The organism is Methanosarcina flavescens (assembly GCF_001304615.2).
GTDB classification, from domain to species: Archaea; Halobacteriota; Methanosarcinia; order Methanosarcinales; family Methanosarcinaceae; genus Methanosarcina; species Methanosarcina flavescens.
Map to the genome: position 1 here is coordinate 2,568,041 of NZ_CP032683.1, position 19,241 is coordinate 2,587,281.

Below are 19,241 nucleotides of genomic sequence, written 5' to 3' on the forward strand. Positions count from 1 at the left end.
GTGCTTATATTCTTTTTTAACCTGACTTACTTCCTCTTGGCAGCATAAACTCCTAACAGTCCTATAGCCGCAATTAATATTCCGAATCCTGGAGCACTAATTGAGCCTTCTCCTTCGGCTTTTATTCCTCCGTTCTCTTCAGAGCTGGAAACTTCTTCGGGATTGCTCTCCTCAAAGCTGGGGGCTTCTCCGGGATTTTTGGAAGCCTGCTCAACTATAAAGGGGTGGCTGAGTGAAATCGGGTTGTAATCGTCTTTGTTATCTCCAGGCCAGTACAGGCCGCTGAAGTGCACAGTGGAAGTACCTACTTTCTCTCCTTTAATGTTGATGTAGATTGTTCGGGCGCTTCCAGGAGGCACGGAAAATATTCCATAGACTGTACCTGCAGCACCTGTCTGAGCAAAACCCTGCCCGTATACGTGAATTCCAGCAGGTACGCTGATTCTTGCGTCTACATTCAGAGTTACATCATTAAGGGAAGGGTTATCAATATAAAGTTCAACAATGCCATCTTCGTTTTCAGTTATAACATCATTAACCGGTCTCAGAGTGACTGTCGGGCCTACCCTGAATTTCTGTTCTGCCACAGGGACTGCTGCTTCAGTTTCGGTTACATTGGTAAGGCAGGTCTCATTCAGGGGCACGGATTGATTAACGGATTGATTGATGGATTTATTGGCGGATTGATTGATGGATTGATTAACAGATTTATTGACGGATTGATTAGCGGATTCATTTACGGGTTGATCAGCGGACTCATTCGTGTTTAAAATCTTTGATGCCGTGTCATTTACTAATGGGTTGTCGGCTGCACCTGCAACCGCACCTGTTAATACAGCCCCAAAAACAAAAATCGACATCATTAGTATGGGCAAATATTTTTTCAACTTATATACCTCCTTTTAGGGGTATTAAATTACCTGTACAATAGCTTTTTGAAAATGTTTTTTCAAAATTTTCAATATTGATCTATTACAAAATTTGCTTTGAATCAATATTTTTCAGCAGATATTGAGCATTTTAGTTTAATTTACTTTCGGCTTTTTTGTTAGGTTTTTGTTAATATCTTCAAAATTTTACTTACATGTTACAATAATTTTAGGTGAAGCGTATAATTTAATATATCAATATTATTTTTTTACCTGATATTCCCGTGTTTTAATTATATTTTTTGATTCTCATGTTAAGGGTATAGATGAATATGGGATCCTGGATGACATTCAGGATTCCGCCTGCAATCATAAGCCTGCATGGTTCGCTTCGAGTCGTCCTCACTTCGGAGAATAGAATTGGCGGCATTGGAAAAGAAAATAACGATACTTCCAAGGAAGATAACCCTGGCAATTTTTCCAATGCCCCGGGTATATGGAAAAATTTCTCATAAGAGACTGGTTTTAATGCACGAAAATAAAAATTCCCAGGATAAGGACAGGAAATTTACCCCTACAGTAAGTTTCCCTACAAGTGTTTAAGATTGACAGAGAACGAATCTCAGGCTCAATTTTAACTCACATACTTTTTACAATCCTCCCTGAGAATATTTGCAATTAGATCTGAACAGTAAAAGCCAGAAATGTCAAAAAAGATTATCTTGCCTCCTCCATTTAGATGACTACAGGCGTTATTGACAAAAGCATCAATTTGCTCAGGGGTCAAGTACTGGACAACTTGTGCTGCCGTAATCCGGTCAAACGAAGAATTCAACCTGTCCCAGACTTTTTTAGCTTTAATTATAGTATTGTCTTCCAGATACAGGCAATGAACGTAAGTAATTTCTTAACGAATAATATAGTAAAGTATTAAAAAAATAAGAAAATCATAAGTAAATGAAATTCAGGTACTTGAGAAAACAGGAGATAAAATTAAAATGGAAGATATGTTCAGATTTGCGGATGAACTTGGACCATTTAAAATCATCCATATCTACGAACCATCAGTTGACCTTAAAGCGATTCTTGTAGTGGATAACATCGCCCGGGGACCTGCTCTTGGAGGAGTCCGTATGGCTCCTGATGTGAGTGCTGAAGAATGTTTCAGGCTTGCAAGAGCCATGACCCTTAAGAATGCAGCTGCAGACGTTCCTTTCGGGGGCGGTAAACTTGTCATTTATGGTGACCCACGGATGCCGCAGGAAAAGAAAATCCAGAAACTTCGAGCGCTTGCCAGTGCCCTGCGATACACGAAGGAATACATTTTTGCCCCTGACATGGGAACTGACGAGTTCTGTATGGCATGCGTAAAAGATGAGATCGGAAGGGCAGTAGGCCTTCCCTGCGGAGCTGGAGGAATTCCTCTTGATGAAGTGGGGGCTACAGGCTGGGGGCTTGCAAAGTCTACCGAGGTAGCGCTTCAATACTGTGACTTTGAGCTGAATGGAGCTCGTTTAGTTGTTCAGGGTTTTGGGGCAGTTGGGATGCACGTTGCTCGTTTCCTTACCAATAGTGGAGCTGTTCTGGTAGGAGTTGCCGATTCCCGGGGCGCAGTTCACAACCCGGATGGGCTTGACGTGGATGCCCTTATAAGGCTTAAGAAAGAAGGAAAAAGTGTACTTGACTATCCAGAAGGGGAAAAGCTTGACAGTAATGCAGTTATCTCAATCCCTTGCGACATATGGATTCCGGCAGCCCGTCCAGATATAATCAACGAGAGCAATGTCCATCTTCTGAGCACTAAATTGATTATGGAGGGAGCAAACATTCCGATCACCGAAGGGGCTGAAAAAATCCTCTATGAGGCCGGTATTCTTTATGTCCCGGACTTTATCGCAAACGCAGGCGGCGTAATCTGTGCGGCGTCGGAGTATCAGGGAGCTACCCGGTCCGCAGCTTTTGAGGCAATTGAAGAGAAAGTGAGGAACAATACTGCTCTGGTGCTGGAAGCTGCAAAAACGAAAGGAATCCTGCCAAGGGAAGCTGCAGTCCAGCTTGCTGTAGAAAGAGTTAAGCAAGCCATGGAATACAGGCGGTGGTCAACCTTTTCTTCGGCTCCGGATTTTTCGTAACCGCCATGTAGTTCTATTCTCATCCTTTAACTTTTTAAGTTCCCGGTTATTCAGGATTTTTCGGCTCAAACCGGGCTTCAACTTACTTTTTTCCTCCGCACAACACCTTTGCTGCCCTGACTGCACTATCCGGGGTAAAAAAGACTGGCATTCTGGTAGCAGTAAAAGCTGAAGCTATTTCCCGGCTGAACTTTCCGCCTGGAAAACAGATAAGGATTGGTTTTCCGCAGCTATCCGCAAAATCCCGAATCTTTTCCGCAACCTCTGGGGTAAGAAGAGGCGGGCCCCAGAGCAGGCTAACAATTGCAAGGTCATAACCTTCCCTGAAAGCTTCATGAAGAGCATAAATGTAATGTTCATTCCTTACACTGCCTGTCAGGTCTATAGGGTTTTTTACGGAAGCAAAAACAGGAAGCTTCTCTTTTAATTTTTTTATAGCTTCGCCTGGGATTTCGGGAACCTTGAGCCCTGCTTCCTCACATGCATCGGCAATGGAAATTCCTATTCCTCCACCGTCAGTTATAATGAGGACTCTTTTTCCTTCAGCCAGAGAGTACCTGTTCAGTACTTTGCAGGCGTCTTTTAATTCCTCATAACTTTCAACTTCTATCACACCTGCTTTTCTGAAAGCGGCTTCATAGGCTTCATATCTCCCACTGACAGCGCCAGTATGGGAACTGGCTGCTCTTGCACCTGGTTCCTTCTTTCCTACTTTGAGAGCTACCACTGGCTTTTTTTGCACACATCTGGAAGCAGCAGCAAGGAACCTGCGCCCGTTTCCTACAGACTCGATGTAGAGTGCAATGGCTTTTGTTGCTTCGTCATCTGCCAGGAATTCGATGCAATCACTTTCATCCACATCAACTTTATTTCCATAGCTTACCACCCTTGCAACCCCTGCTCCTTCGTTTGCCAGCTCGTCCATAATCATAGCGGCAAAGGATCCACTCTGAGTGAGCACGGAAACCCCACCCCTGGCAGGCCTTTCGACCTTATCGCTTTTTATAAAAAACGTATCCACATTTGAAATTGTATCGTAGATCCCAAGGCAATTCGGTCCCATAGCCCGAATACCTTTCTTATCTAAAATTTCTTTCAGGCGAGTCTCCATTTCCTTTCCTTCGGGTCCAATTTCCCTAAACCCGGAACTGACAATTATGGCGCCTTTTATATTCTCAACAGGTCCGTCAAGAATTTCAAGAACAATAGGTGCCGGTACTGCAAAAATTGCTATGTCGATTCTGCCCTCTATCTCCCCAGGATTTGGATAACATTTAAGTCCCCTGATCTCCTGGTAGCCTGGATTTACGGGATATATCTTTCCCTGAAATCCCATATTCAGGAGACTTTCCAGGATTGTATAGGAAAGCTTTTCGGGATTTGGTGACGCTCCTATCAGGGCTATGCTCTCGGGCTTGAAGAAAAAACCAATATGTTCTTTAGTGGTCATTTATGCCCTTCCGAATAATGCAGATTATATGCAGATTATAGCTCTGAGCTTAAATACTTGCACCTATAAATTTTGGCTCCATAATTCTTGAAAACAGGGGAAGCATGGAAAGTGCCAGAAGGCGAGGAAAAACTCGTTACAGAACCTTAAAGGACTGAAGTCAGAAAAAACTTAAAGCATATAGTCCCTATTCCCCGTTTTTTCTGTTTCTTCTATCTTTCTGTTTCTTCTATCTTTCTGTTTCTTCTATCTTTCTGTTTCTTCTATCTTTATTGTCCTTCCTTTCCATCTTCATTTATTCTTCGGCAACTCTGGCTCAGTGGTCACAGTACATGCAAATGGCTCTCTCGCACTCTTCATTCTGGAACTTCCACTTAAGCCCCCAGCGTTTAATAGCCTGTATTATTTTCACGAAATCCGTCCCGCTTTCGGTCAGGTAATATTCGGATTTCGGAGGTTTTATTGAGTCGTCAACTTTCTTTGCAATCAGGCCCTCGATTTCCAGTTCGGTCAGCCTTTCTGAGAGGATTTTTGGGGTTATATAGCCGAGTTTCCTTTTGAGCTCGTTAAAGCGCTTTTCCTTTTTTTCTCCTTTGTGCAGTTCGAGAAGGATATGGATTGTCCATCTTTTCCCGATGATATTCATAGTCTTATAGACTGTGCAGTCTTTCATAGTATAAACATAGAAACTGTCTGATATATAAATTAGTATCTCTAATATACTGGTATCAAAAAGATACTATTATAAATGACATTTTATAAAATCTGTCTATATAATATATTGGAAAAATCCATAAGATTCGGAAGGATCAGCCATGAAAGACAACTTACCTCAAAAAGGTGCAATCGTTCAGAGAGACCGTGAGACCTATGCAATCGCTCCCCACCTCCCAGGAGGAATTGTGGATCCGAAAACCCTCATGAAAATCGCTAAAGTTGCGGAAAAATATGGGGCTGCTGCCCTCAAGATGACTTCTGCCCAGAGGATTGCAATCGTGGGCCTGAAAGAAGAAGACCTTGATAATGTGTGGGCTGAGCTTGATATGAAGCCTGGCGCAGCTATAGGACTTTGCGTAAGAAGCGTGAAGTTCTGTCCGGGAACGACTTTTTGCAAGCAGGGAAAACAGGACGCTGTAAGTCTGGGTCTTAAACTGGATGAGAAGTACCACGGAATGCCCATGCCTTCCAAAATGAAAATGGCTGTTTCCGGCTGTCCTAATTCCTGCGCCGAACCTGCCATCAAAGACATAGGGGTAATGGGCACTGCTAAAGGATATATCTTAATGGTCGGAGGCTCTGCAGCCGCGACTCCACGACTTGCTGAGGTTGTTGCAAAGGAACTGTCAGAAGAAGAGGTTCTTGAGACAATCGATAGAATTATTAACTTCTATAAGAGCTCCGGCACGAAAAAGAGGCTTGGGAGGTTCGTTGGAGATGTAGGCCTTGAGAATTTCAAAACCCAAGTAGGCCTGTAAACCCAGCATTCATTAACTTCTATAACGCTTAAATCGCTTCTTGCCGTCTTTAGAAGAACGGAATGCTCCAGTTAAAAAGGTTCCTCATGTAAGCACCCTTAACCCCAGATCTTATCCGGGGTTCCAGGGGCAAAAATTGTTACCAGTTCTCCAAAATTGGCTCCTGGAGTATATGAAGTTCTGAGGTAATATGAAAGTTTATATCCACAGGCATATATGGGCAGATATTAGAATTGGATATGCAGGGAAAAAGAGCAATCGATAAGTAATAAAAACAATAAAAGTAATAAGTAATCAAAAATTAGCCTGGAAATCTGGTGCAGGCTATCTTGATTTAATGCTGGGAAACATTAAAATTATGGTCAAAAGGGGAAAATAGATGAAAATTATTGAGATGAAATCCTCACCTGAAAAGCCGAACCCTCACAATGTGAGCGTCCGGATGCTTTATGATACCGAAAACGCACAGGCAGTACATATAGAACTCAAGCCTGGAGAAGCGTTAAAGAAACACATAACACCAGTAGATGTATTTTTTTACGTGCTTGAAGGAAAAGGAGTAGTTGAGATTGGGGATGAAACAGAGGAAGTCAGCAGGGATATGTTGATCGAAAGTCCTGCTAAAATTCCTCACCGCCTTATGAATCCTGGAGATGAGGTTTTCAGGGTGCTGGTTGTTAAAGCTCCAAGGCAAACTGAGGCTACGCGCCTGCTATAAGACAGACCGGACTGTGTAAGGATGACTAAAAAAACAAAACCGAAAAAGATAGCTGTTGTCCGCTGTGAACTGGTCTCGGAGACCTGCCCCGGAGTGGGTTGCTTCAAAGCCTTCAATGAAAGAAAATCCAGCTTTGAGGGTTATGATACGGATACGCAAATGATAGCATTTTTCACATGTGGGGGCTGCTCGGGCAGGAGAGTTTACCGGCTGGTGAACACCCTGAAAAAACATGGGCTGGATGCTGTGCATCTCAGCTCCTGCATGCTTATGGAAGATAGTTACCCTAAATGCCCAAACCTTGATAGTATCAGAAAAACGATCAAGGACGCAGGCATAGAAATTGTTGAAGGCACACATCACTGAAAATTGATTAACCTATTAATAATCTACATAATATGCCTCTAGCAACATGCATGCTTACCAGAAGACAATGCAGGGGAGTAAAGATAAAACTATTCTGGATAAAAACTATTCTGCACCCTGAATTCCTGTAAATTAAGTAATTTCGAGATTGAAGCATGAGGTTCACCTACAGCGAAGCCTTTTGCAGATATAGTTTTTAGAGGAACGCATTTGCGAATAAGACTTTTTAAAAATAAACTAACTTTTAATGAAATAAAACAAGTTTAAAAAATGAACTTGCAGATAGAATCCGAAATATGCCAAGGTCGATAAAATGAGCCATGATATCACTCGGGATCGGAGAATTGAAGATGATGAGAACTACGAAGGTGCAGACCTTGAACTTCGGGATATTCCCCTTCCAAATACGGGAAATATCCTGTATTCAATTCTAAATTCTTTAAACCATAATATTGCAAACTTTTACGCTTATACAAAATTCAGAGATTATCTTTCTCAGAATACTTTGGATCTGGAACTTCTCCAGAGAAGCATGAGTATTCACAGGGACTTCTCAGCCCTGCTGCTGCACACAAAAGAAGAACTGGTACTTATTTATCCGGAGCTTCTGGAAAAAGCTGAGAAGTTATTGTTCAAAGGGGGAACAGGTACGGATCTCATAAATTATACCCGTAAAATGTGCAAATTAGTTAACGATTATAAAGAAATGCTGCACAGGGAAGGCTATTTGCCGGATCTCAGAATGAAACTATCGCTGGACGACATTTGAGTCCTGTCTTCCAATGTATATGCCAAATGATTTTTTAACAGAAAAATCTTGAGAGGAGATCGGTTTAATGGTAAAACGAATGATAATAAAAATTGACGAAAAAAAATGTACAGGTTGCGGAAAATGTGTAGCACCCTGCGCCGAAGGTGCTATTAAAATCATTAATGGAAAAGCAAAAGTCATATCCGAAGAACTTTGCGACGGTATGGGCTTCTGCATCGGAGTCTGTCCAGAAGGCGCACTATCGGTCGAAGAAAGATACACTGTCGAGTTTAACCGGGAGAAAGCAGAGGCCCAGCCCAAACGAAAAGATATCTCAATCCAGTGTTTCTCCTGCGGTGCCGGTGAATATACCAGCTACCTCCTTCCTCTCAGGCACAACATGCAAAGCCTGTGGGTCTGCACTCGCTGCCTTCCTAAGCTGATCCACGGTTAATTCTTTCAATCTCTTGATCAAAACCGCTGTGCTGCAACCCTTTTACGAAAAGGCTTGACCGAAAATGCTGTTTTTGATCAAACTTTTTCTTAAAAAGTTTGCGTTTATCACCAAGCGTTGAGCCGCTTGACCACGCCGTCACGCCGGTTTTTGATCAAACTTTTTTTCAAAAAGTTTGCGCTCAAGCACTTTTTTTCAAAAGGCTTGCGACCCTACTGCTCACTCTGATTTTATGTAAATATCTCTCATAGTGTGTAGCCATCTGTGAAATTCTTCATGCTTTCCGGGGCCTATTATTTCAATTTCCACAGCTTCAAAACGTTCCAGCAAATCTTTCTGAACAGTCTCCGAAAGGTGCGTGTCAGCCATCGGGAAAAGCTTATTGTCTTCTTTTTCAATATGCGGATTTAGAAGTTGAATATAGGCCCTCGAATTCTCAACTATCGCTGGAAATTCTCTATTGCCCTTTCCTGAAGCTGTTTTTTCTATTCTGTTGACATACTGCCTTGCCTGTTCATGTTCTTTTTTAAGTGAGGCTATTAACTCTCCTGAGCCGGAAATTCCTGCTTTTTCCATTTCAGGGAAAAGATAAGCTTCCTCCTTTGTGTGATGGCATCTGTCAACAAATACTCTCATAAACTCTATCAGTCCGTCAAGATGCTCCTGCTTAACGCTTTTCCCGGATTCTATATTTGTGCACATTCCATCAAGGATTCTCAGCATCAGTTTAACAGCTTCGTGTTCCTCTTTTAAGTCAACTGTAGGTCTCATCTTACCCCTCTTATATTGGAAAAATACTTCGTCTCTGAGCTTATACATTTCCTTTCTTGTGTATCCCTCTATTTTTATCCCGTATCCTGCCCAAACTGTCTGGAACGTCTGATCAAATTAACCTCTGATGGTCAGGGTGAAGAGAAAATTCCTAGCTGTTGCATGAGCCCAAGGAGGTTAACCTCGCCCCATAACTCTGCAATCTTACCGCCTTTAATGCGGAAAATCTCTATACCAGTCATGGTTATAGGCTTGCCTGTAGCCGGTAAATTCATGAAATCGCCTTTATGTATGCCTTGAGCTGTAAAACGGGCGACCACTTTATCACCTTCAGCAACCATGTCCTCAATTGTAACATTGAGGTGCTCGAAGGCTAACCTGCATGTGGTAATTACTTCGTTTATTCCTTCAATTCCCGCCGGAGCAGGCAGAGGAACATGCATAGCGAAATCAGGTGATAACAGTTCATTAGCAGCATTTATATCCCCCTTACAAGGCCCTACTTCGAAGAATCGACGAACTATTGCTTTGTTTTCTTCTGTGTACATGTTTCCCTCTTTCCTTTTTCTGATAAAAGTTAATACTGGCTTAGTTCAAATCGGGTGTAAGAACAATATTATCATTAATATATGAGTTTGGGGAGGAAATGTACTTAAAAGTATTTGGAGACATTGAAAATAAAATGGAGATTTTTGATTGGAGTTTATTTTTCAGGAATATTTTTTAAGTTCCTAACTGTTAAATTCCCTATGCAAAAGAAAAGACTCCTTCAGGATATCGGGTTGACGGCTTATGAAGCAGCCGCATATCTTTCTCTCTTAAAATTTGGGGTTTCTGGAGCAAGCATATTTCCAGGGATGCCGACGTGCCCTATGGGAAGATATATACTGTTCTCGAATCTCTGGCAAGAAAAGGTTTTATAGAAGTTCAGGTCTCAAGACCTAAGAAATTGAGGGCAGTTGACCCTGAGATGTCTTTAAATTCCTTTTTTGAGAAACGAAAGACCGAATTTGAAAAAGAAATATTGGTTCTGGAGAACTCTGTTGAGGAGGCAAAACAGGCTCTTAAAAATGTGCAAACCCAAAAACAAAAAGTTGAAATTTTCTTGACGATTGCCGTAACTGAGTCCGAAATCAGGAAGTTTGCCATTTCTGTTTATAGCGAAGTAAAAAAAGTCATTATATTTAATTCCTCCTGCCTTTGGCATGCCAATAATCGCCAGCCTGCCGCCTGAAGTCCTGAAAGCTATTGACCGCGGGATCAAAATCAGGCTGCTTGTATCCCATCGATTTACATCGCTTCCTTCCCTTCTCTCAATTCGGGGAGAAGATGATTTCGCCAAATTTAAAAAAGGCATGGAAATAAGGCTTGCCCAGAATTTCAATTCCTGCTTCGGTATTGTTGATGAGAGTGTTGTAGTGCTATTTCAGCTTCATCCTCATGACAGTGACCGTATTCTTTCGGTTATAAAAATCTGGGATATGGGGCTTGCAAAGAGTTTGGGTAAGGAATTTGAGCTCCTGTGGAATGGGGGAGAAAAATTTGATCTTGAAAAATTATCTGGAGGAGAATTAAGGAGCTTCAGGAATAGTTAAATAATATACATACAGATACAATAATACTAAATTAATAACTGATATCTAATTATTCAGTTGAATTTCAGTGGGGATTGATAAATATGGAAGAATATGGGGAAGGATGTTGCGGCGGCGGTCGTCGGGAAGAACAAGAAGATCTTGAACATGAAGAGTTACTGGAAAGCATGAGCGAGAAGCTAGGTTTCACACCACACATTCTTGAGATCATTGGAGAGCTTGACAGTGAATCTCTTAAAAAGTATAATCGATGCAATAAAAAGTTACTGTCAGACGGTGCTCTACCTGCAAAAACAAAAATCCTTGTAGCACTTGCTGTTGTTGCGTCCAAGCAATGTGAAAGATGCACAGTTGTGCAGATGCAAAGTGCACTCAAGAACGGAGCCACCAAAGAAGAAATAATGGAGCTTATGGATGTTATATTCATAACTTCAGGGGCACCTGCTGTAGCAGCTTGCAGGGATGCGTTGAAGTTGCTAAAGTAAATCAATTATTCGTTTTACAGAGAGTTCCTGAGTGCCTTTATTCAATTAATTGCAGTTGAGGTATTATGTAGAGTGATATAAAACTCCTCTAATAATATCTTAATTTTTTTTATTCTCCCTCTTTTGATAAACTCATTCTATATATTTTTGAAGAATATCTATTCAGAATTTAATTTTTTATGTATAACTTCCCCTGAATTCTCAATAAAATCACATATATATAAAATTAAATTACATTAATAGTATGGGAGTGAAGAAACTTTTCTTCTGGCTTACATTGGGATTCTTTGGGGGAATACTGCTTTTTTCAAACCTGGTTCCCCAGAGTATGGGAGTTATGGCTCAGGAATACGAGCCTGTAAATAATACGACCGCAATTAACACAGGTGCTGGCATTGAATCCGTAATCAGGTCACCAAGGGTCGCAGGAAACCTGACTTCAGACACTTCGAGAAACTTAACCTCAGAAGCGGGTGGGGGGGTTGTGGAAAATTCTGAGATCACGATTTATGAACAGGGAATTGCCCTTGTGAAGGAAAGGCGAGAGATCGAGCTGCAGAATGGGGTCAATCAGGTTGAGTACACGGATATTCCTTCCGGAATAGACCCGACTTCTGTTATTATCGAGGACACGGAAAATGAGGATACTGCTATACTTGAGCAGAACTACGAGTACGATGTTTTGAGCAGTTCGAATCTGCTTGAAAAATACCTTTGCAGGGAAGTTAATGTAACCGACAGGAACGTCGAAGTGTATACCGGCACATTGTTAAGTCATTCAGGCAACAGCATAGTCCTTAAAACCGAAGCAGAACAAGTCGTGGTAATTAAGGATTTCTCAAAAGTCGAGCTTGCAGATTCGTCCGGGCTTTCTATAAGACCTGCCCTCATATGGCAGATTTATTCTCCTGTATCCGGAACACGGGAGCTTTTAATTTCCTACCTGACGAGCGGAATGAACTGGAAGGCAGCTTATGTCCTGATGAGCAATGCGGAGAATACCGAGGCAAATATCAGGGGCTGGGCTAACATTGACAACAGGGCAGGTATGACCTTTGAAAACGCAGTCTTGAAACTGGTTTCAGGCCAGATAAACCGTGTTTCTGAAGCAGTGACTCCGGTTATGGAAGAAAAAGCCGTCGCTGACGAAAGAGCAACGCAAACACTTTTTGTCCAGGAACCTCTTTTTGAGTATCACCTTTATACCCTTGAAAACCCGGTAACCCTGGAAAATAACCAGGCAAAGCAGATTTCTTTGCTGTCTGCTGATTCCGTGCCCATAGAAAAGAAGCTGATCTATGATAGTTCTGTGAGCGAGAAAGTCCTGGCTTATCTTACGCTTCAAAACACAAACGAAAGCGGACTCGGGATGCCTCTACCAAAAGGAGTCGTCAGGGTTTACAGTACTGATACTTCAGGAGGGCTTCAGTTCCTCGGGGAAGACAGGATAAAACACACTCCCGAAGGCGAGGAGTTAAGAGTGACTGTGGGCTCAGCTTTCGATCTGACAGCCAGGCGGAATGAAACCGATTACCAGCGCATAAGCGATAATGTAGAGCGAGTCATCTATCAGATCGAAATTAATAACAGTAAATCTGAGGATCAGTCCGTCGCGATTGTGGAACACCTCTACGGAGAATGGGAAATCCTGGAAAGTTCAGACAGTTATGAAGAAATCGATGCCTTTACGATAGAATTCAGAGTAATGGTGCCTGCCAGAGGGACGAAACTTGTCACTTACACGGTAGAACGCCGTTTCTGAGGATATAAAGTAAAAGGAGAACACAAGAACACAAGAAGAACGTAAGAACGTAAGAAGAAACACAAGAAGAACGTAAGAACGTAAGAAGATAATGAAAAGAGACTCATAGTTAGCAGAGAAGCTGGCGGGAAAAACGTCTGATTCGACGGCCGCCGGCAATTTCCTCAAAAGTTTATATTAAGAGGAATATGACATTCTGGAATAAAGAAGTGAAAAAGAAGTGAAAAAGAAGTTTGCAAGACCGGGTACAGAGAATTTCTGTAGCCTGTCTTTTTTCTCGATTACCCTTCGAGTACGATCTCGATATTGATATCTTTAGGGACCTGGATTCTCATAAGCTGACGGAGTGCCCTTTCATCGGCTGCGATATCGATGAGACGCTTGTGTACGCGCATCTCCCAGTGGTCCCAGGTTGCAGTTCCGTCACCGCTCGGGCTCTTTCTAGTAGGAACTACAAGTTTCTTTGTGGGAAGCGGAACAGGTCCCGAAATATTAACTCCTGTCCTTTCCGCAATAGATTTTACCTGATTGCAGACTCCGTCCAGATCTTTGGGACTGATGCCTGACAGTCTTATTCTAGCTTTTTGCATACCTTTTTTCTCCTCAAAAAATGAAAAAGGAGAGTGTTATTTCTGTTTAACACTCATGCACATGCCGGCAGCAATGGTCATACCCATATCACGGATAGCAAACCTGCCGAGCTGTGGAATTTCTTTTACGGGCTCGATAACCATCGGCTTTGTCGGTTTGATTGTAACGATTGCTGCATCTCCTGCTTTGAGGAAGGTTGGGTTTTCTTCCTTAACCTGCCCGGTCTTTGGGTCCAGCTTCTTGTTAAGTTGAATCAGCTGGCATGCGATCTGAGAGGTGTGGGCGTGGAATACAGGAGTGTATCCGGCAGTGATTGCGGAGGGGTGCTGCAGAACGACAATCTGTCCTACAAACTCATCGGCAACCTTTGGTGGGTTGTCAACATGACCACAAACGTCTCCTCTGCGGACATCGTTCTTGCCAATACCACGGACGTTCCAGCCGATGTTGTCTCCTGGGAGAGCCTGTGGAATTTCTTCGTGGTGCATCTCAATGGACTTAACCTCACCGGATGCTCCGCCTGGCATGAAGATGACCTTGTCACCCTTCTTCATGACACCGGTTTCAACTCTGCCTACTGGTACAGTTCCAATACCTGAAATGGTGTATGCATCTTCGACAGGGATCCTGAGTGGGAGGTTGGATGGTTTTTCTGGTTCTTTAAGGTTGTTAAGAGCTTCCATCATGGTTGGGCCCTTGTACCAGGGGGTCTTGTCGCTGTTCTTAAGAACGTTGTCACCGTAGAATGCAGTGATTGGAATGAAGGGGATTTCGCTTGGCTTGAACCCGATCATCTTAAGGATACCGGAAACCTGCTCGACGACTTCCTTGTATCTCTTCTCGTCGTAATTTACTGCATCCATTTTGTTGATTGCGATAATAAGCTGGTTGATACCGAGGGTTCTGGAAAGGAAAATGTGTTCCTTGGTCTGGGCCATTACACCATCAGGAGCTGCAACGACAAGAACAGCTGCGTCAGCCTGGGAGGCACCTGTGATCATGTTCTTAACGAAGTCACGGTGACCAGGGCAGTCTACGACTGTGAAGTAGTACTTGTCTGTGTCGAATCTCTTGTGAGCGATGTCAATTGTAATACCTCTTTCACGCTCTTCCTTAAGAGAGTCCATAACCCATGCGAAGGCGAAGGATTCCTTACCCTTCTGCTTTGCTTCTTCCTTATATTTCTCAATGATGTGTGTAGGTACAGCTCCTGCATCGTACATTAAGCGTCCTACGAATGTTGATTTTCCATGGTCAATGTGACCAATCACTGCTAAGTTCATGTGTGGTTTTTCTGCTGCCATATTAAAATTCTCCTGTAATTCTGGATGAGTTTCAATGGTATATCAAATATTTACTATATTAAGATTAGGGCGGGTCTCAATATTGATTCACACGTTTCTGTATTCTTACGTCTTATCAATATTTGATCAAATTTTTAGCATCCTTTTCCGGACTCCTTTGTGAACCGCTGCTCTATGAATTTCCAGTGGCCTGGACGTTTTCCCCAATATAGTCATACCTTGTCTTAAAGCTTTCCGATTGACCGTATCTCCGAACCGATAGGGATTCTCTTCCCTTCCAGATCAGTCGGGTACTTTTTCTATCCTGCTGAAGACAGGTATAACCTTAAAAATATTAAGGCGAAGCGGAAAATCCGCTCACATCGAAAGGAAGTCGGAAGCTTTAGGCAATTCCTTCTTTAGTCCTTTCCTTTCTCTGATCTGGCCAACAATCTCATTCTGGATGCTGGTAGGCACAACGTCAAAGCCTCCAAACTCTGTGCTCCACATTGCACGTCCCTCAGTTGCAGATCTGATCTCACCTGCAAATCCGAACATCTCAGCTACAGGCACTCTGGCCTCAATAATTGCCAGGTCTCCTTCCGTGGTCATATTAAGAATAACTCCACGGCGGCCCTGCAGTTCCTTTGTTGCACCACCCATTAAAAGCTGGGGCACCTGGACAAAGACTTTCTGGTAAGGCTCGAGCAGGGTGTCGTCAGCCATAAGCATACCTGCCTGGATTGCCTGCCTTGCAGCAGGAATAATCTGAGCCGGACCTCTGTGGATTGCATCTTCGTGAAGCTTGGCATCTACGAGCACGCATTTTACATTAGCTACTGGCTCCCTTGTGAGCGGGCCTGCACGCATAACTTCTTCAAATCCGTCAAGCACGAGTTCCATTGTCTCATTCAGGTACTGGATACCTTTGGTCATATCAATGAAGATATTGGAATTGAAGATCCCAACAATGCCTTTTGCCTCTTCTTTGTCCATTCCGAGGTCAATGAGCTTCTGCCTGCGTTCAAGTTCGGGCATACTCATGGTAACGTCGCCGGCTTTGATAGCATTGACAATCTCAAGGTCAAGAGGCTCAACATAGATATAGAACCTGTTGTGCCTGTTCGGAGATTTTCCTTCTACAGGTTCGATCTTCTTCTTAATGGTTTCCCTGTAAACGACAATTGGCTTGCTCGTGGTGATTTCCACGTTCTTATCCCTTTCGATCCTGTGGGCAATAACCTCAAGGTGAAGTTCTCCCATACCTGCCATAAGGTGTTCCCCGGTTTCCTCGTCAAGAGTGATCTGAAGGGTCGGATCTTCCTTTGCAACCTGTCTGAGTACCTCAATCAGTTTGGGCAGGTCCTTGGTGTGCTTGGCTTCCACAGCTACGGTCACCACAGGCTCGCTTACGTGTCTTATGCTCTCGAAAGGTGTCATGTCTTCAAGGGTTGTTACGGTGGAACCCACGATTGCTTCTTTAAGACCGGTAACTGCAGCAATATTTCCTGCAGGAATTTTGTCCACCTCAAGCCTTTCGGGACCCATGAAGATACCTACCTGCTGGACCCTGCTCTTCTTTGCACTGCCTGAGGTGTAGACTTCCATGCCGCGGCTAAGTGAGCCGCTGAATAACCTTCCAGTTGCAACCTCACCTGCATGAGGATCAACGGAAATGTCAGTCACCATGAACGCGAGATCTCCGTCTGCATTTGCGTGGATCATAGACTGTCCGATCTCAGATTTCGCATCCCCATGCCATATAATAGGTACCCTTCCCTTCTGGGCGTCAATTGGGTTTGGTAGGAAGTGAATGACCATATCAAGCACAGCTTCGTGCAGCGGGCACTTCTCGGCCAGGGACTTCATGTCTCCGGCTTTACAGTAGTCGAATACTTCCTTAAAGGAGATCCCTGTCTTCTTCATCATAGGCACACTGATTGCCCAGTTGTAAAGCGCGGACCCGAAAGCAACAGTTCCGACTGCAGCATCAACTTTCCAGCCTGCCTTGAACTTTTCAGGGTTCATGTTTTTAATGAGCTTGTTCACGTGATCAATGACCTTTCCAAGACGGACCTGCATTTCCTGAGCATCGACCTGCAGCTCATTGATTAGCCTGTCTACTTTATTAACGAAAAGTACGGGTTTGACGTGTTCCCTGAGAGCCTGTCTCAATACGGTCTCAGTCTGGGGCATTGTACCTTCGACTGCATCCACGACCACGACTGCGCCATCCACGGCTCTCATGGCACGGGTAACGTCCCCACCAAAGTCAACGTGTCCTGGGGTATCGATCAGGTTAATCAGGTAATCTTGATTATCAAAATTGTGAACCATTGAGACGTTAGAGGCGTCGATTGTGATACCTCTTGCCTGTTCTTCTTCATCGGAGTCCATGAACAACTGTCTGCCTGCAAGTTCCCTTGAAATCATGCCGGCGCCGGCTAACAGGTTGTCCGATAATGTAGTTTTTCCATGGTCAATGTGCGCAACGATCCCGATATTTCTAATTTTTGTCGGTTCATTCATGAGCGTCGTTACGCGCTCGACCATCTTCTTTCTTCGTCCCATGCTAATACCTTTCTAATCAAATATAATCTAATCAAATGTAATCTGTTATATAATCAATTTTTAAATCGGGCAACCCACATAAGCAATTAGCGTGCTGCCTTTGCAACTCTTTCCTTTGCATCTTTTCTGTTGATAGAGAAGGATTTCGTATCATGATTTGCAGCGCCTATCAATTCCGTTGCTAGACATTCTGCAACCGAACGCTTGGATTTAAAGGCTGCATTATTGGTTCCCATACTGATATAGCGCAGAGCTGTATCCACACGCCTTTGGGGCGCAGTGTCTACTGCTTTTGGCACGGAGATTCCACCATACTTCAGCCTCACTACCTCTTCCCTTGGGCCTGCGTTGGCGATGGCGTCCACAAGTACCTGGATAGGGTTCTGCTGAGTCTTCCTGTTCACGATATCAAAAGCTTCTTCAACTACGCGAAGAGTCCTCTGCTTCTTTCCAGTGTTTGCTTCGTTCCTCATCAGGTTGTTTGCTAGACGCTCCACAATGGAAATCTCGGATTTGTTAAACTGCTGCCTTGCATGCTTTCCGCTGCTGTGTGGAACAATAACAGGGGTAATATTGACATAACGCTTAATTCCGAGGTCTCTGACTTCAACTTCAGTCGGGTCCCATTTACCGAATATTTTGTACAAGAATAATCATCTCCTGGGTTTTTCCATTCTGCCGATGACCAGCTCGTTCAGGGACACGTTGTTTACGGCAATCACTTTGAAGCGTACACCTGGAATATCACCCATAGCACCACCCATGCGGCCTCCAATCCTTTCTACGGTCACTTCATCGTGTTCATCGATGAAATTCACTGCGCCGTCCCCTGGACAGAAAGCAGTTACCTGACGCCCATTTTTGATGAGCTGGATTCTTACGCATTTGCGGATAGCTGAGTTTGGCTGCTTGGCTTCAACTCCTACTTTCTCTAATACAATACCCCGACCCTGCGGTGCACCACCTAATGGATCGGCTTTTACGTTCAGCCCAAGCACACGCCTGCCGTAGTTTGTATCTTTCCAGCGGGCATCCTTCCTGGTCTGTTTGAGGATATTAGCTGCATATTTTCCTTTAGCCATTGTTAATTTCTCCAAGTTAAAAATTGATCTCAGTTTTCTAGAAGCATATTTGATGCCAGATAGTCTTTCAACGCCGGATTAATGGATCAACGTAAATTATGATAGATTACTGCAAGATCACATCTTCTATGTTATGATGGCGACGGGCAAGCATCTTAACTTTTTCAATGTTCTTCCCGTTGCGGCCTATGGCAAGACCCTTCTCTTTATTGGGTACCTCTACATAAGCTAAACGCTTGCCATTTTTGTTTGTAATGTTTACCGAACTCACGGACACTGGTCCGAAGGCGTTCTTCAAGAAGGTTACCGGGTCATCTGAATATTCCACAAGTTCTATGGGTTTATCCAAGGCTTTTTTAACGCGGTTTATATTCTCTCCATTTTTGCCTATAGCAAGCCCCATATCACCCTGTTTTACGACATAAACGAGCCTTTCCTCTTCAGGGATACAGTCGAGAATCTTGGCTCGTGTCATATTTTCAAATAACGCAATGTACTGGATGCTTTCTGCAGTAAGTCTTATTTCACCCAAAACGTTGCCAACTCCTTCTATCAAACTGTAGCTGCCAGGATATCGGATTCTCCTACGTCGAGAATTGCCATGGCTGCAATAGTAAAAGGCTTGCCACATACGGGGCCGAGTTCTACACTTGTGCCTTCATACTCCAGAACAGGGACATTTGTTGCCTGAACTTTCTGTTTAATGTCTTCCGGGCAGTTTGATGCCAGAATTACCATCTTTGCTGTGCCTTCTGCAGCTGCATCTATGGTTCGGTTGGCTCCAATAATTACTTTTCCTGTTTTCACTGCCTTGATAAGAGATTTATCAACATTGATCTTCATTTTCATCAACTCTGTCTCAAATGAGCTCGTCTACTCGACCTCT

25 protein-coding genes are annotated in these 19,241 nt (G+C 43.4%); 11 read left to right on the forward strand and 14 right to left on the reverse strand.

From position 1 onward, the window contains the following. Positions 1 to 26: 26 nt before the first annotated feature. The gene (locus AOB57_RS11270) at positions 27 to 887 is read right to left on the reverse strand and encodes a PGF-CTERM sorting domain-containing protein (protein ID WP_167829605.1); all 861 of its coding nucleotides are present in this window, start codon (positions 885 to 887) and stop codon (positions 27 to 29) included. Between the two features lie 271 nt (positions 888 to 1,158). Beyond that, positions 1,159 to 1,299: a hypothetical protein gene (locus tag AOB57_RS11275; RefSeq protein ID WP_226999481.1), complete on the reverse strand. Its 141-nt coding sequence runs from the start codon at positions 1,297 to 1,299 to the stop codon at positions 1,159 to 1,161. Between AOB57_RS11275 and AOB57_RS11280 the strand changes: the two genes are divergently transcribed. After that, positions 1,290 to 1,472, forward strand: coding sequence for a hypothetical protein (locus tag AOB57_RS11280; protein ID WP_167829606.1), 183 nt, complete (start codon positions 1,290 to 1,292; stop codon positions 1,470 to 1,472). The genes AOB57_RS11275 and AOB57_RS11280 overlap by 10 nt on opposite strands. 31 nt (positions 1,473 to 1,503) lie before the next feature. Here AOB57_RS11280 and AOB57_RS11285 read toward each other — a convergent pair whose 3' ends face one another. Continuing rightward, on the reverse strand, positions 1,504 to 1,704 hold the full coding sequence (locus AOB57_RS11285; RefSeq protein WP_167829607.1) for a hypothetical protein: 201 nt from the start codon (positions 1,702 to 1,704) through the stop codon (positions 1,504 to 1,506). 163 nt (positions 1,705 to 1,867) lie between these two features. Here AOB57_RS11285 and AOB57_RS11290 point away from each other — a divergent pair, with 163 nt between their 5' ends. Next, a complete protein-coding gene (locus AOB57_RS11290) occupies positions 1,868 to 3,001 on the forward strand; it encodes a Glu/Leu/Phe/Val family dehydrogenase (protein WP_226999482.1) in 1,134 nt (377 codons plus the stop codon). Positions 3,002 to 3,083: 82 nt separating this feature from the next. Here AOB57_RS11290 and AOB57_RS11295 read toward each other — a convergent pair whose 3' ends face one another. Both AOB57_RS11295 and AOB57_RS11300 read right to left on the reverse strand, forming a co-directional pair. Further along, complete coding sequence (locus tag AOB57_RS11295) at positions 3,084 to 4,451, reverse strand: acetate--CoA ligase family protein (RefSeq protein ID WP_054299317.1); 1,368 nt, start codon at positions 4,449 to 4,451, stop codon at positions 3,084 to 3,086. Positions 4,452 to 4,767: 316 nt separating this feature from the next. After that, positions 4,768 to 5,124 carry a winged helix-turn-helix transcriptional regulator gene (locus tag AOB57_RS11300; protein WP_054299316.1) on the reverse strand — a complete coding sequence of 119 codons (357 nt, stop codon included), beginning with the start codon at positions 5,122 to 5,124 and terminating at the stop codon, positions 4,768 to 4,770. A gap of 142 nt (positions 5,125 to 5,266) precedes the next feature. Between AOB57_RS11300 and AOB57_RS11305 the strand changes: the two genes are divergently transcribed. From AOB57_RS11305 to AOB57_RS11325, 5 genes are all read left to right on the forward strand, one after another. Continuing rightward, a complete protein-coding gene (locus AOB57_RS11305) occupies positions 5,267 to 5,926 on the forward strand; it encodes a nitrite/sulfite reductase domain-containing protein (RefSeq protein WP_054299315.1) in 660 nt (219 codons plus the stop codon). Positions 5,927 to 6,305: 379 nt separating this feature from the next. Continuing rightward, a complete protein-coding gene (locus AOB57_RS11310) occupies positions 6,306 to 6,644 on the forward strand; it encodes a cupin domain-containing protein (protein ID WP_054299314.1) in 339 nt (112 codons plus the stop codon). Between the two features lie 21 nt (positions 6,645 to 6,665). Continuing rightward, positions 6,666 to 7,010 carry a CGGC domain-containing protein gene (locus tag AOB57_RS11315; RefSeq protein WP_054299313.1) on the forward strand — a complete coding sequence of 115 codons (345 nt, stop codon included), beginning with the start codon at positions 6,666 to 6,668 and terminating at the stop codon, positions 7,008 to 7,010. A 313-nt stretch (positions 7,011 to 7,323) separates the two neighbouring features. After that, positions 7,324 to 7,779 (forward strand): class I SAM-dependent methyltransferase, encoded by a 456-nt coding sequence (locus tag AOB57_RS11320; protein ID WP_054299312.1) that lies wholly within the window; start codon positions 7,324 to 7,326, stop codon positions 7,777 to 7,779. 67 nt (positions 7,780 to 7,846) lie between these two features. Continuing rightward, on the forward strand, positions 7,847 to 8,215 hold the full coding sequence (locus AOB57_RS11325) for an ATP-binding protein (RefSeq protein WP_054299311.1): 369 nt from the start codon (positions 7,847 to 7,849) through the stop codon (positions 8,213 to 8,215). A 219-nt stretch (positions 8,216 to 8,434) separates the two neighbouring features. Here AOB57_RS11325 and AOB57_RS11330 read toward each other — a convergent pair whose 3' ends face one another. Together AOB57_RS11330 and AOB57_RS11335 are read right to left on the reverse strand one after the other, a co-directional pair. Continuing rightward, positions 8,435 to 8,986 (reverse strand): hemerythrin domain-containing protein, encoded by a 552-nt coding sequence (locus tag AOB57_RS11330; protein WP_054299310.1) that lies wholly within the window; start codon positions 8,984 to 8,986, stop codon positions 8,435 to 8,437. Positions 8,987 to 9,117: 131 nt separating this feature from the next. After that, complete coding sequence (locus tag AOB57_RS11335; protein ID WP_054299309.1) at positions 9,118 to 9,534, reverse strand: ester cyclase; 417 nt, start codon at positions 9,532 to 9,534, stop codon at positions 9,118 to 9,120. Positions 9,535 to 9,851: 317 nt separating this feature from the next. Here AOB57_RS11335 and AOB57_RS14615 point away from each other — a divergent pair, with 317 nt between their 5' ends. The 4 genes from AOB57_RS14615 to AOB57_RS11350 all read left to right on the forward strand — a co-directional run bounded on the left by AOB57_RS14615 (position 9,852) and on the right by AOB57_RS11350 (position 12,828). Further along, positions 9,852 to 10,220 carry a helix-turn-helix domain-containing protein gene (locus tag AOB57_RS14615; RefSeq protein ID WP_054299308.1) on the forward strand — a complete coding sequence of 123 codons (369 nt, stop codon included), beginning with the start codon at positions 9,852 to 9,854 and terminating at the stop codon, positions 10,218 to 10,220. Continuing rightward, positions 10,192 to 10,581 carry a DUF7436 family protein gene (locus AOB57_RS14620; protein WP_054299307.1) on the forward strand — a complete coding sequence of 130 codons (390 nt, stop codon included), beginning with the start codon at positions 10,192 to 10,194 and terminating at the stop codon, positions 10,579 to 10,581. Before AOB57_RS14615 ends, AOB57_RS14620 begins: the two co-directional genes overlap by 29 nt. Before the next feature lie 83 nt (positions 10,582 to 10,664). Then, positions 10,665 to 11,066: a carboxymuconolactone decarboxylase family protein gene (locus AOB57_RS11345; protein WP_054299306.1), complete on the forward strand. Its 402-nt coding sequence runs from the start codon at positions 10,665 to 10,667 to the stop codon at positions 11,064 to 11,066. Between the two features lie 244 nt (positions 11,067 to 11,310). Further along, positions 11,311 to 12,828 carry a DUF4139 domain-containing protein gene (locus AOB57_RS11350; protein WP_054299305.1) on the forward strand — a complete coding sequence of 506 codons (1,518 nt, stop codon included), beginning with the start codon at positions 11,311 to 11,313 and terminating at the stop codon, positions 12,826 to 12,828. A 281-nt stretch (positions 12,829 to 13,109) separates the two neighbouring features. Here the strand turns inward: AOB57_RS11350 and rpsJ are convergent, their stop codons facing one another. The 7 genes from rpsJ to AOB57_RS11385 all read right to left on the reverse strand — a co-directional run bounded on the left by rpsJ (position 13,110) and on the right by AOB57_RS11385 (position 19,204). Then, positions 13,110 to 13,418: a 30S ribosomal protein S10 gene (gene rpsJ, locus AOB57_RS11355; RefSeq protein ID WP_011021276.1), complete on the reverse strand. Its 309-nt coding sequence runs from the start codon at positions 13,416 to 13,418 to the stop codon at positions 13,110 to 13,112. A 36-nt stretch (positions 13,419 to 13,454) separates the two neighbouring features. Then, on the reverse strand, positions 13,455 to 14,723 hold the full coding sequence (gene tuf, locus AOB57_RS11360; protein ID WP_054299304.1) for a translation elongation factor EF-1 subunit alpha: 1,269 nt from the start codon (positions 14,721 to 14,723) through the stop codon (positions 13,455 to 13,457). Between the two features lie 357 nt (positions 14,724 to 15,080). Further along, the gene (locus AOB57_RS11365; protein ID WP_054299303.1) at positions 15,081 to 17,273 is read right to left on the reverse strand and encodes an elongation factor EF-2; all 2,193 of its coding nucleotides are present in this window, start codon (positions 17,271 to 17,273) and stop codon (positions 15,081 to 15,083) included. Positions 17,274 to 17,359: 86 nt separating this feature from the next. Continuing rightward, positions 17,360 to 17,920, reverse strand: coding sequence for a 30S ribosomal protein S7 (locus tag AOB57_RS11370; protein WP_054299302.1), 561 nt, complete (start codon positions 17,918 to 17,920; stop codon positions 17,360 to 17,362). Between the two features lie 6 nt (positions 17,921 to 17,926). Next, the gene (locus AOB57_RS11375; RefSeq protein ID WP_054299301.1) at positions 17,927 to 18,355 is read right to left on the reverse strand and encodes a 30S ribosomal protein S12; all 429 of its coding nucleotides are present in this window, start codon (positions 18,353 to 18,355) and stop codon (positions 17,927 to 17,929) included. Between the two features lie 106 nt (positions 18,356 to 18,461). Beyond that, the gene (locus AOB57_RS11380; protein WP_054299506.1) at positions 18,462 to 18,887 is read right to left on the reverse strand and encodes a NusA-like transcription termination signal-binding factor; all 426 of its coding nucleotides are present in this window, start codon (positions 18,885 to 18,887) and stop codon (positions 18,462 to 18,464) included. Positions 18,888 to 18,907: 20 nt separating this feature from the next. After that, positions 18,908 to 19,204 (reverse strand): 50S ribosomal protein L30e, encoded by a 297-nt coding sequence (locus tag AOB57_RS11385; protein WP_082384270.1) that lies wholly within the window; start codon positions 19,202 to 19,204, stop codon positions 18,908 to 18,910. Between the last annotated feature and the right edge of the window lie 37 nt (positions 19,205 to 19,241).

What these genes read in the sequence shown, in the direction of transcription:
- AOB57_RS11275 (WP_226999481.1), bottom strand. Translation starts at nt 1,299, where the DNA reads ATGCCGCCAATTCTATTCTCCGAAGTGAGGACGACTCGAAGCGAACCA.
- AOB57_RS11290 (WP_226999482.1), top strand. Translation starts at nt 1,868, where the DNA reads ATGGAAGATATGTTCAGATTTGCGGATGAACTTGGACCATTTAAAATC.
- AOB57_RS11295 (WP_054299317.1), bottom strand. Translation starts at nt 4,451, where the DNA reads ATGACCACTAAAGAACATATTGGTTTTTTCTTCAAGCCCGAGAGCATA.
- AOB57_RS11300 (WP_054299316.1), bottom strand. Translation starts at nt 5,124, where the DNA reads ATGAAAGACTGCACAGTCTATAAGACTATGAATATCATCGGGAAAAGA.
- AOB57_RS11305 (WP_054299315.1), top strand. Translation starts at nt 5,267, where the DNA reads ATGAAAGACAACTTACCTCAAAAAGGTGCAATCGTTCAGAGAGACCGT.
- AOB57_RS11310 (WP_054299314.1), top strand. Translation starts at nt 6,306, where the DNA reads ATGAAAATTATTGAGATGAAATCCTCACCTGAAAAGCCGAACCCTCAC.
- AOB57_RS11315 (WP_054299313.1), top strand. Translation starts at nt 6,666, where the DNA reads ATGACTAAAAAAACAAAACCGAAAAAGATAGCTGTTGTCCGCTGTGAA.
- AOB57_RS11320 (WP_054299312.1), top strand. Translation starts at nt 7,324, where the DNA reads ATGAGCCATGATATCACTCGGGATCGGAGAATTGAAGATGATGAGAAC.
- AOB57_RS11325 (WP_054299311.1), top strand. Translation starts at nt 7,847, where the DNA reads ATGGTAAAACGAATGATAATAAAAATTGACGAAAAAAAATGTACAGGT.
- AOB57_RS11330 (WP_054299310.1), bottom strand. Translation starts at nt 8,986, where the DNA reads ATGAGACCTACAGTTGACTTAAAAGAGGAACACGAAGCTGTTAAACTG.
- AOB57_RS11335 (WP_054299309.1), bottom strand. Translation starts at nt 9,534, where the DNA reads ATGTACACAGAAGAAAACAAAGCAATAGTTCGTCGATTCTTCGAAGTA.
- AOB57_RS14620 (WP_054299307.1), top strand. Translation starts at nt 10,192, where the DNA reads ATGCCAATAATCGCCAGCCTGCCGCCTGAAGTCCTGAAAGCTATTGAC.
- AOB57_RS11345 (WP_054299306.1), top strand. Translation starts at nt 10,665, where the DNA reads ATGGAAGAATATGGGGAAGGATGTTGCGGCGGCGGTCGTCGGGAAGAA.
- AOB57_RS11350 (WP_054299305.1), top strand. Translation starts at nt 11,311, where the DNA reads ATGGGAGTGAAGAAACTTTTCTTCTGGCTTACATTGGGATTCTTTGGG.
- rpsJ (WP_011021276.1), bottom strand. Translation starts at nt 13,418, where the DNA reads ATGCAAAAAGCTAGAATAAGACTGTCAGGCATCAGTCCCAAAGATCTG.
- tuf (WP_054299304.1), bottom strand. Translation starts at nt 14,723, where the DNA reads ATGGCAGCAGAAAAACCACACATGAACTTAGCAGTGATTGGTCACATT.
- AOB57_RS11365 (WP_054299303.1), bottom strand. Translation starts at nt 17,273, where the DNA reads ATGGGACGAAGAAAGAAGATGGTCGAGCGCGTAACGACGCTCATGAAT.
- AOB57_RS11375 (WP_054299301.1), bottom strand. Translation starts at nt 18,355, where the DNA reads ATGGCTAAAGGAAAATATGCAGCTAATATCCTCAAACAGACCAGGAAG.
- AOB57_RS11385 (WP_082384270.1), bottom strand. Translation starts at nt 19,204, where the DNA reads ATGAAAATGAAGATCAATGTTGATAAATCTCTTATCAAGGCAGTGAAA.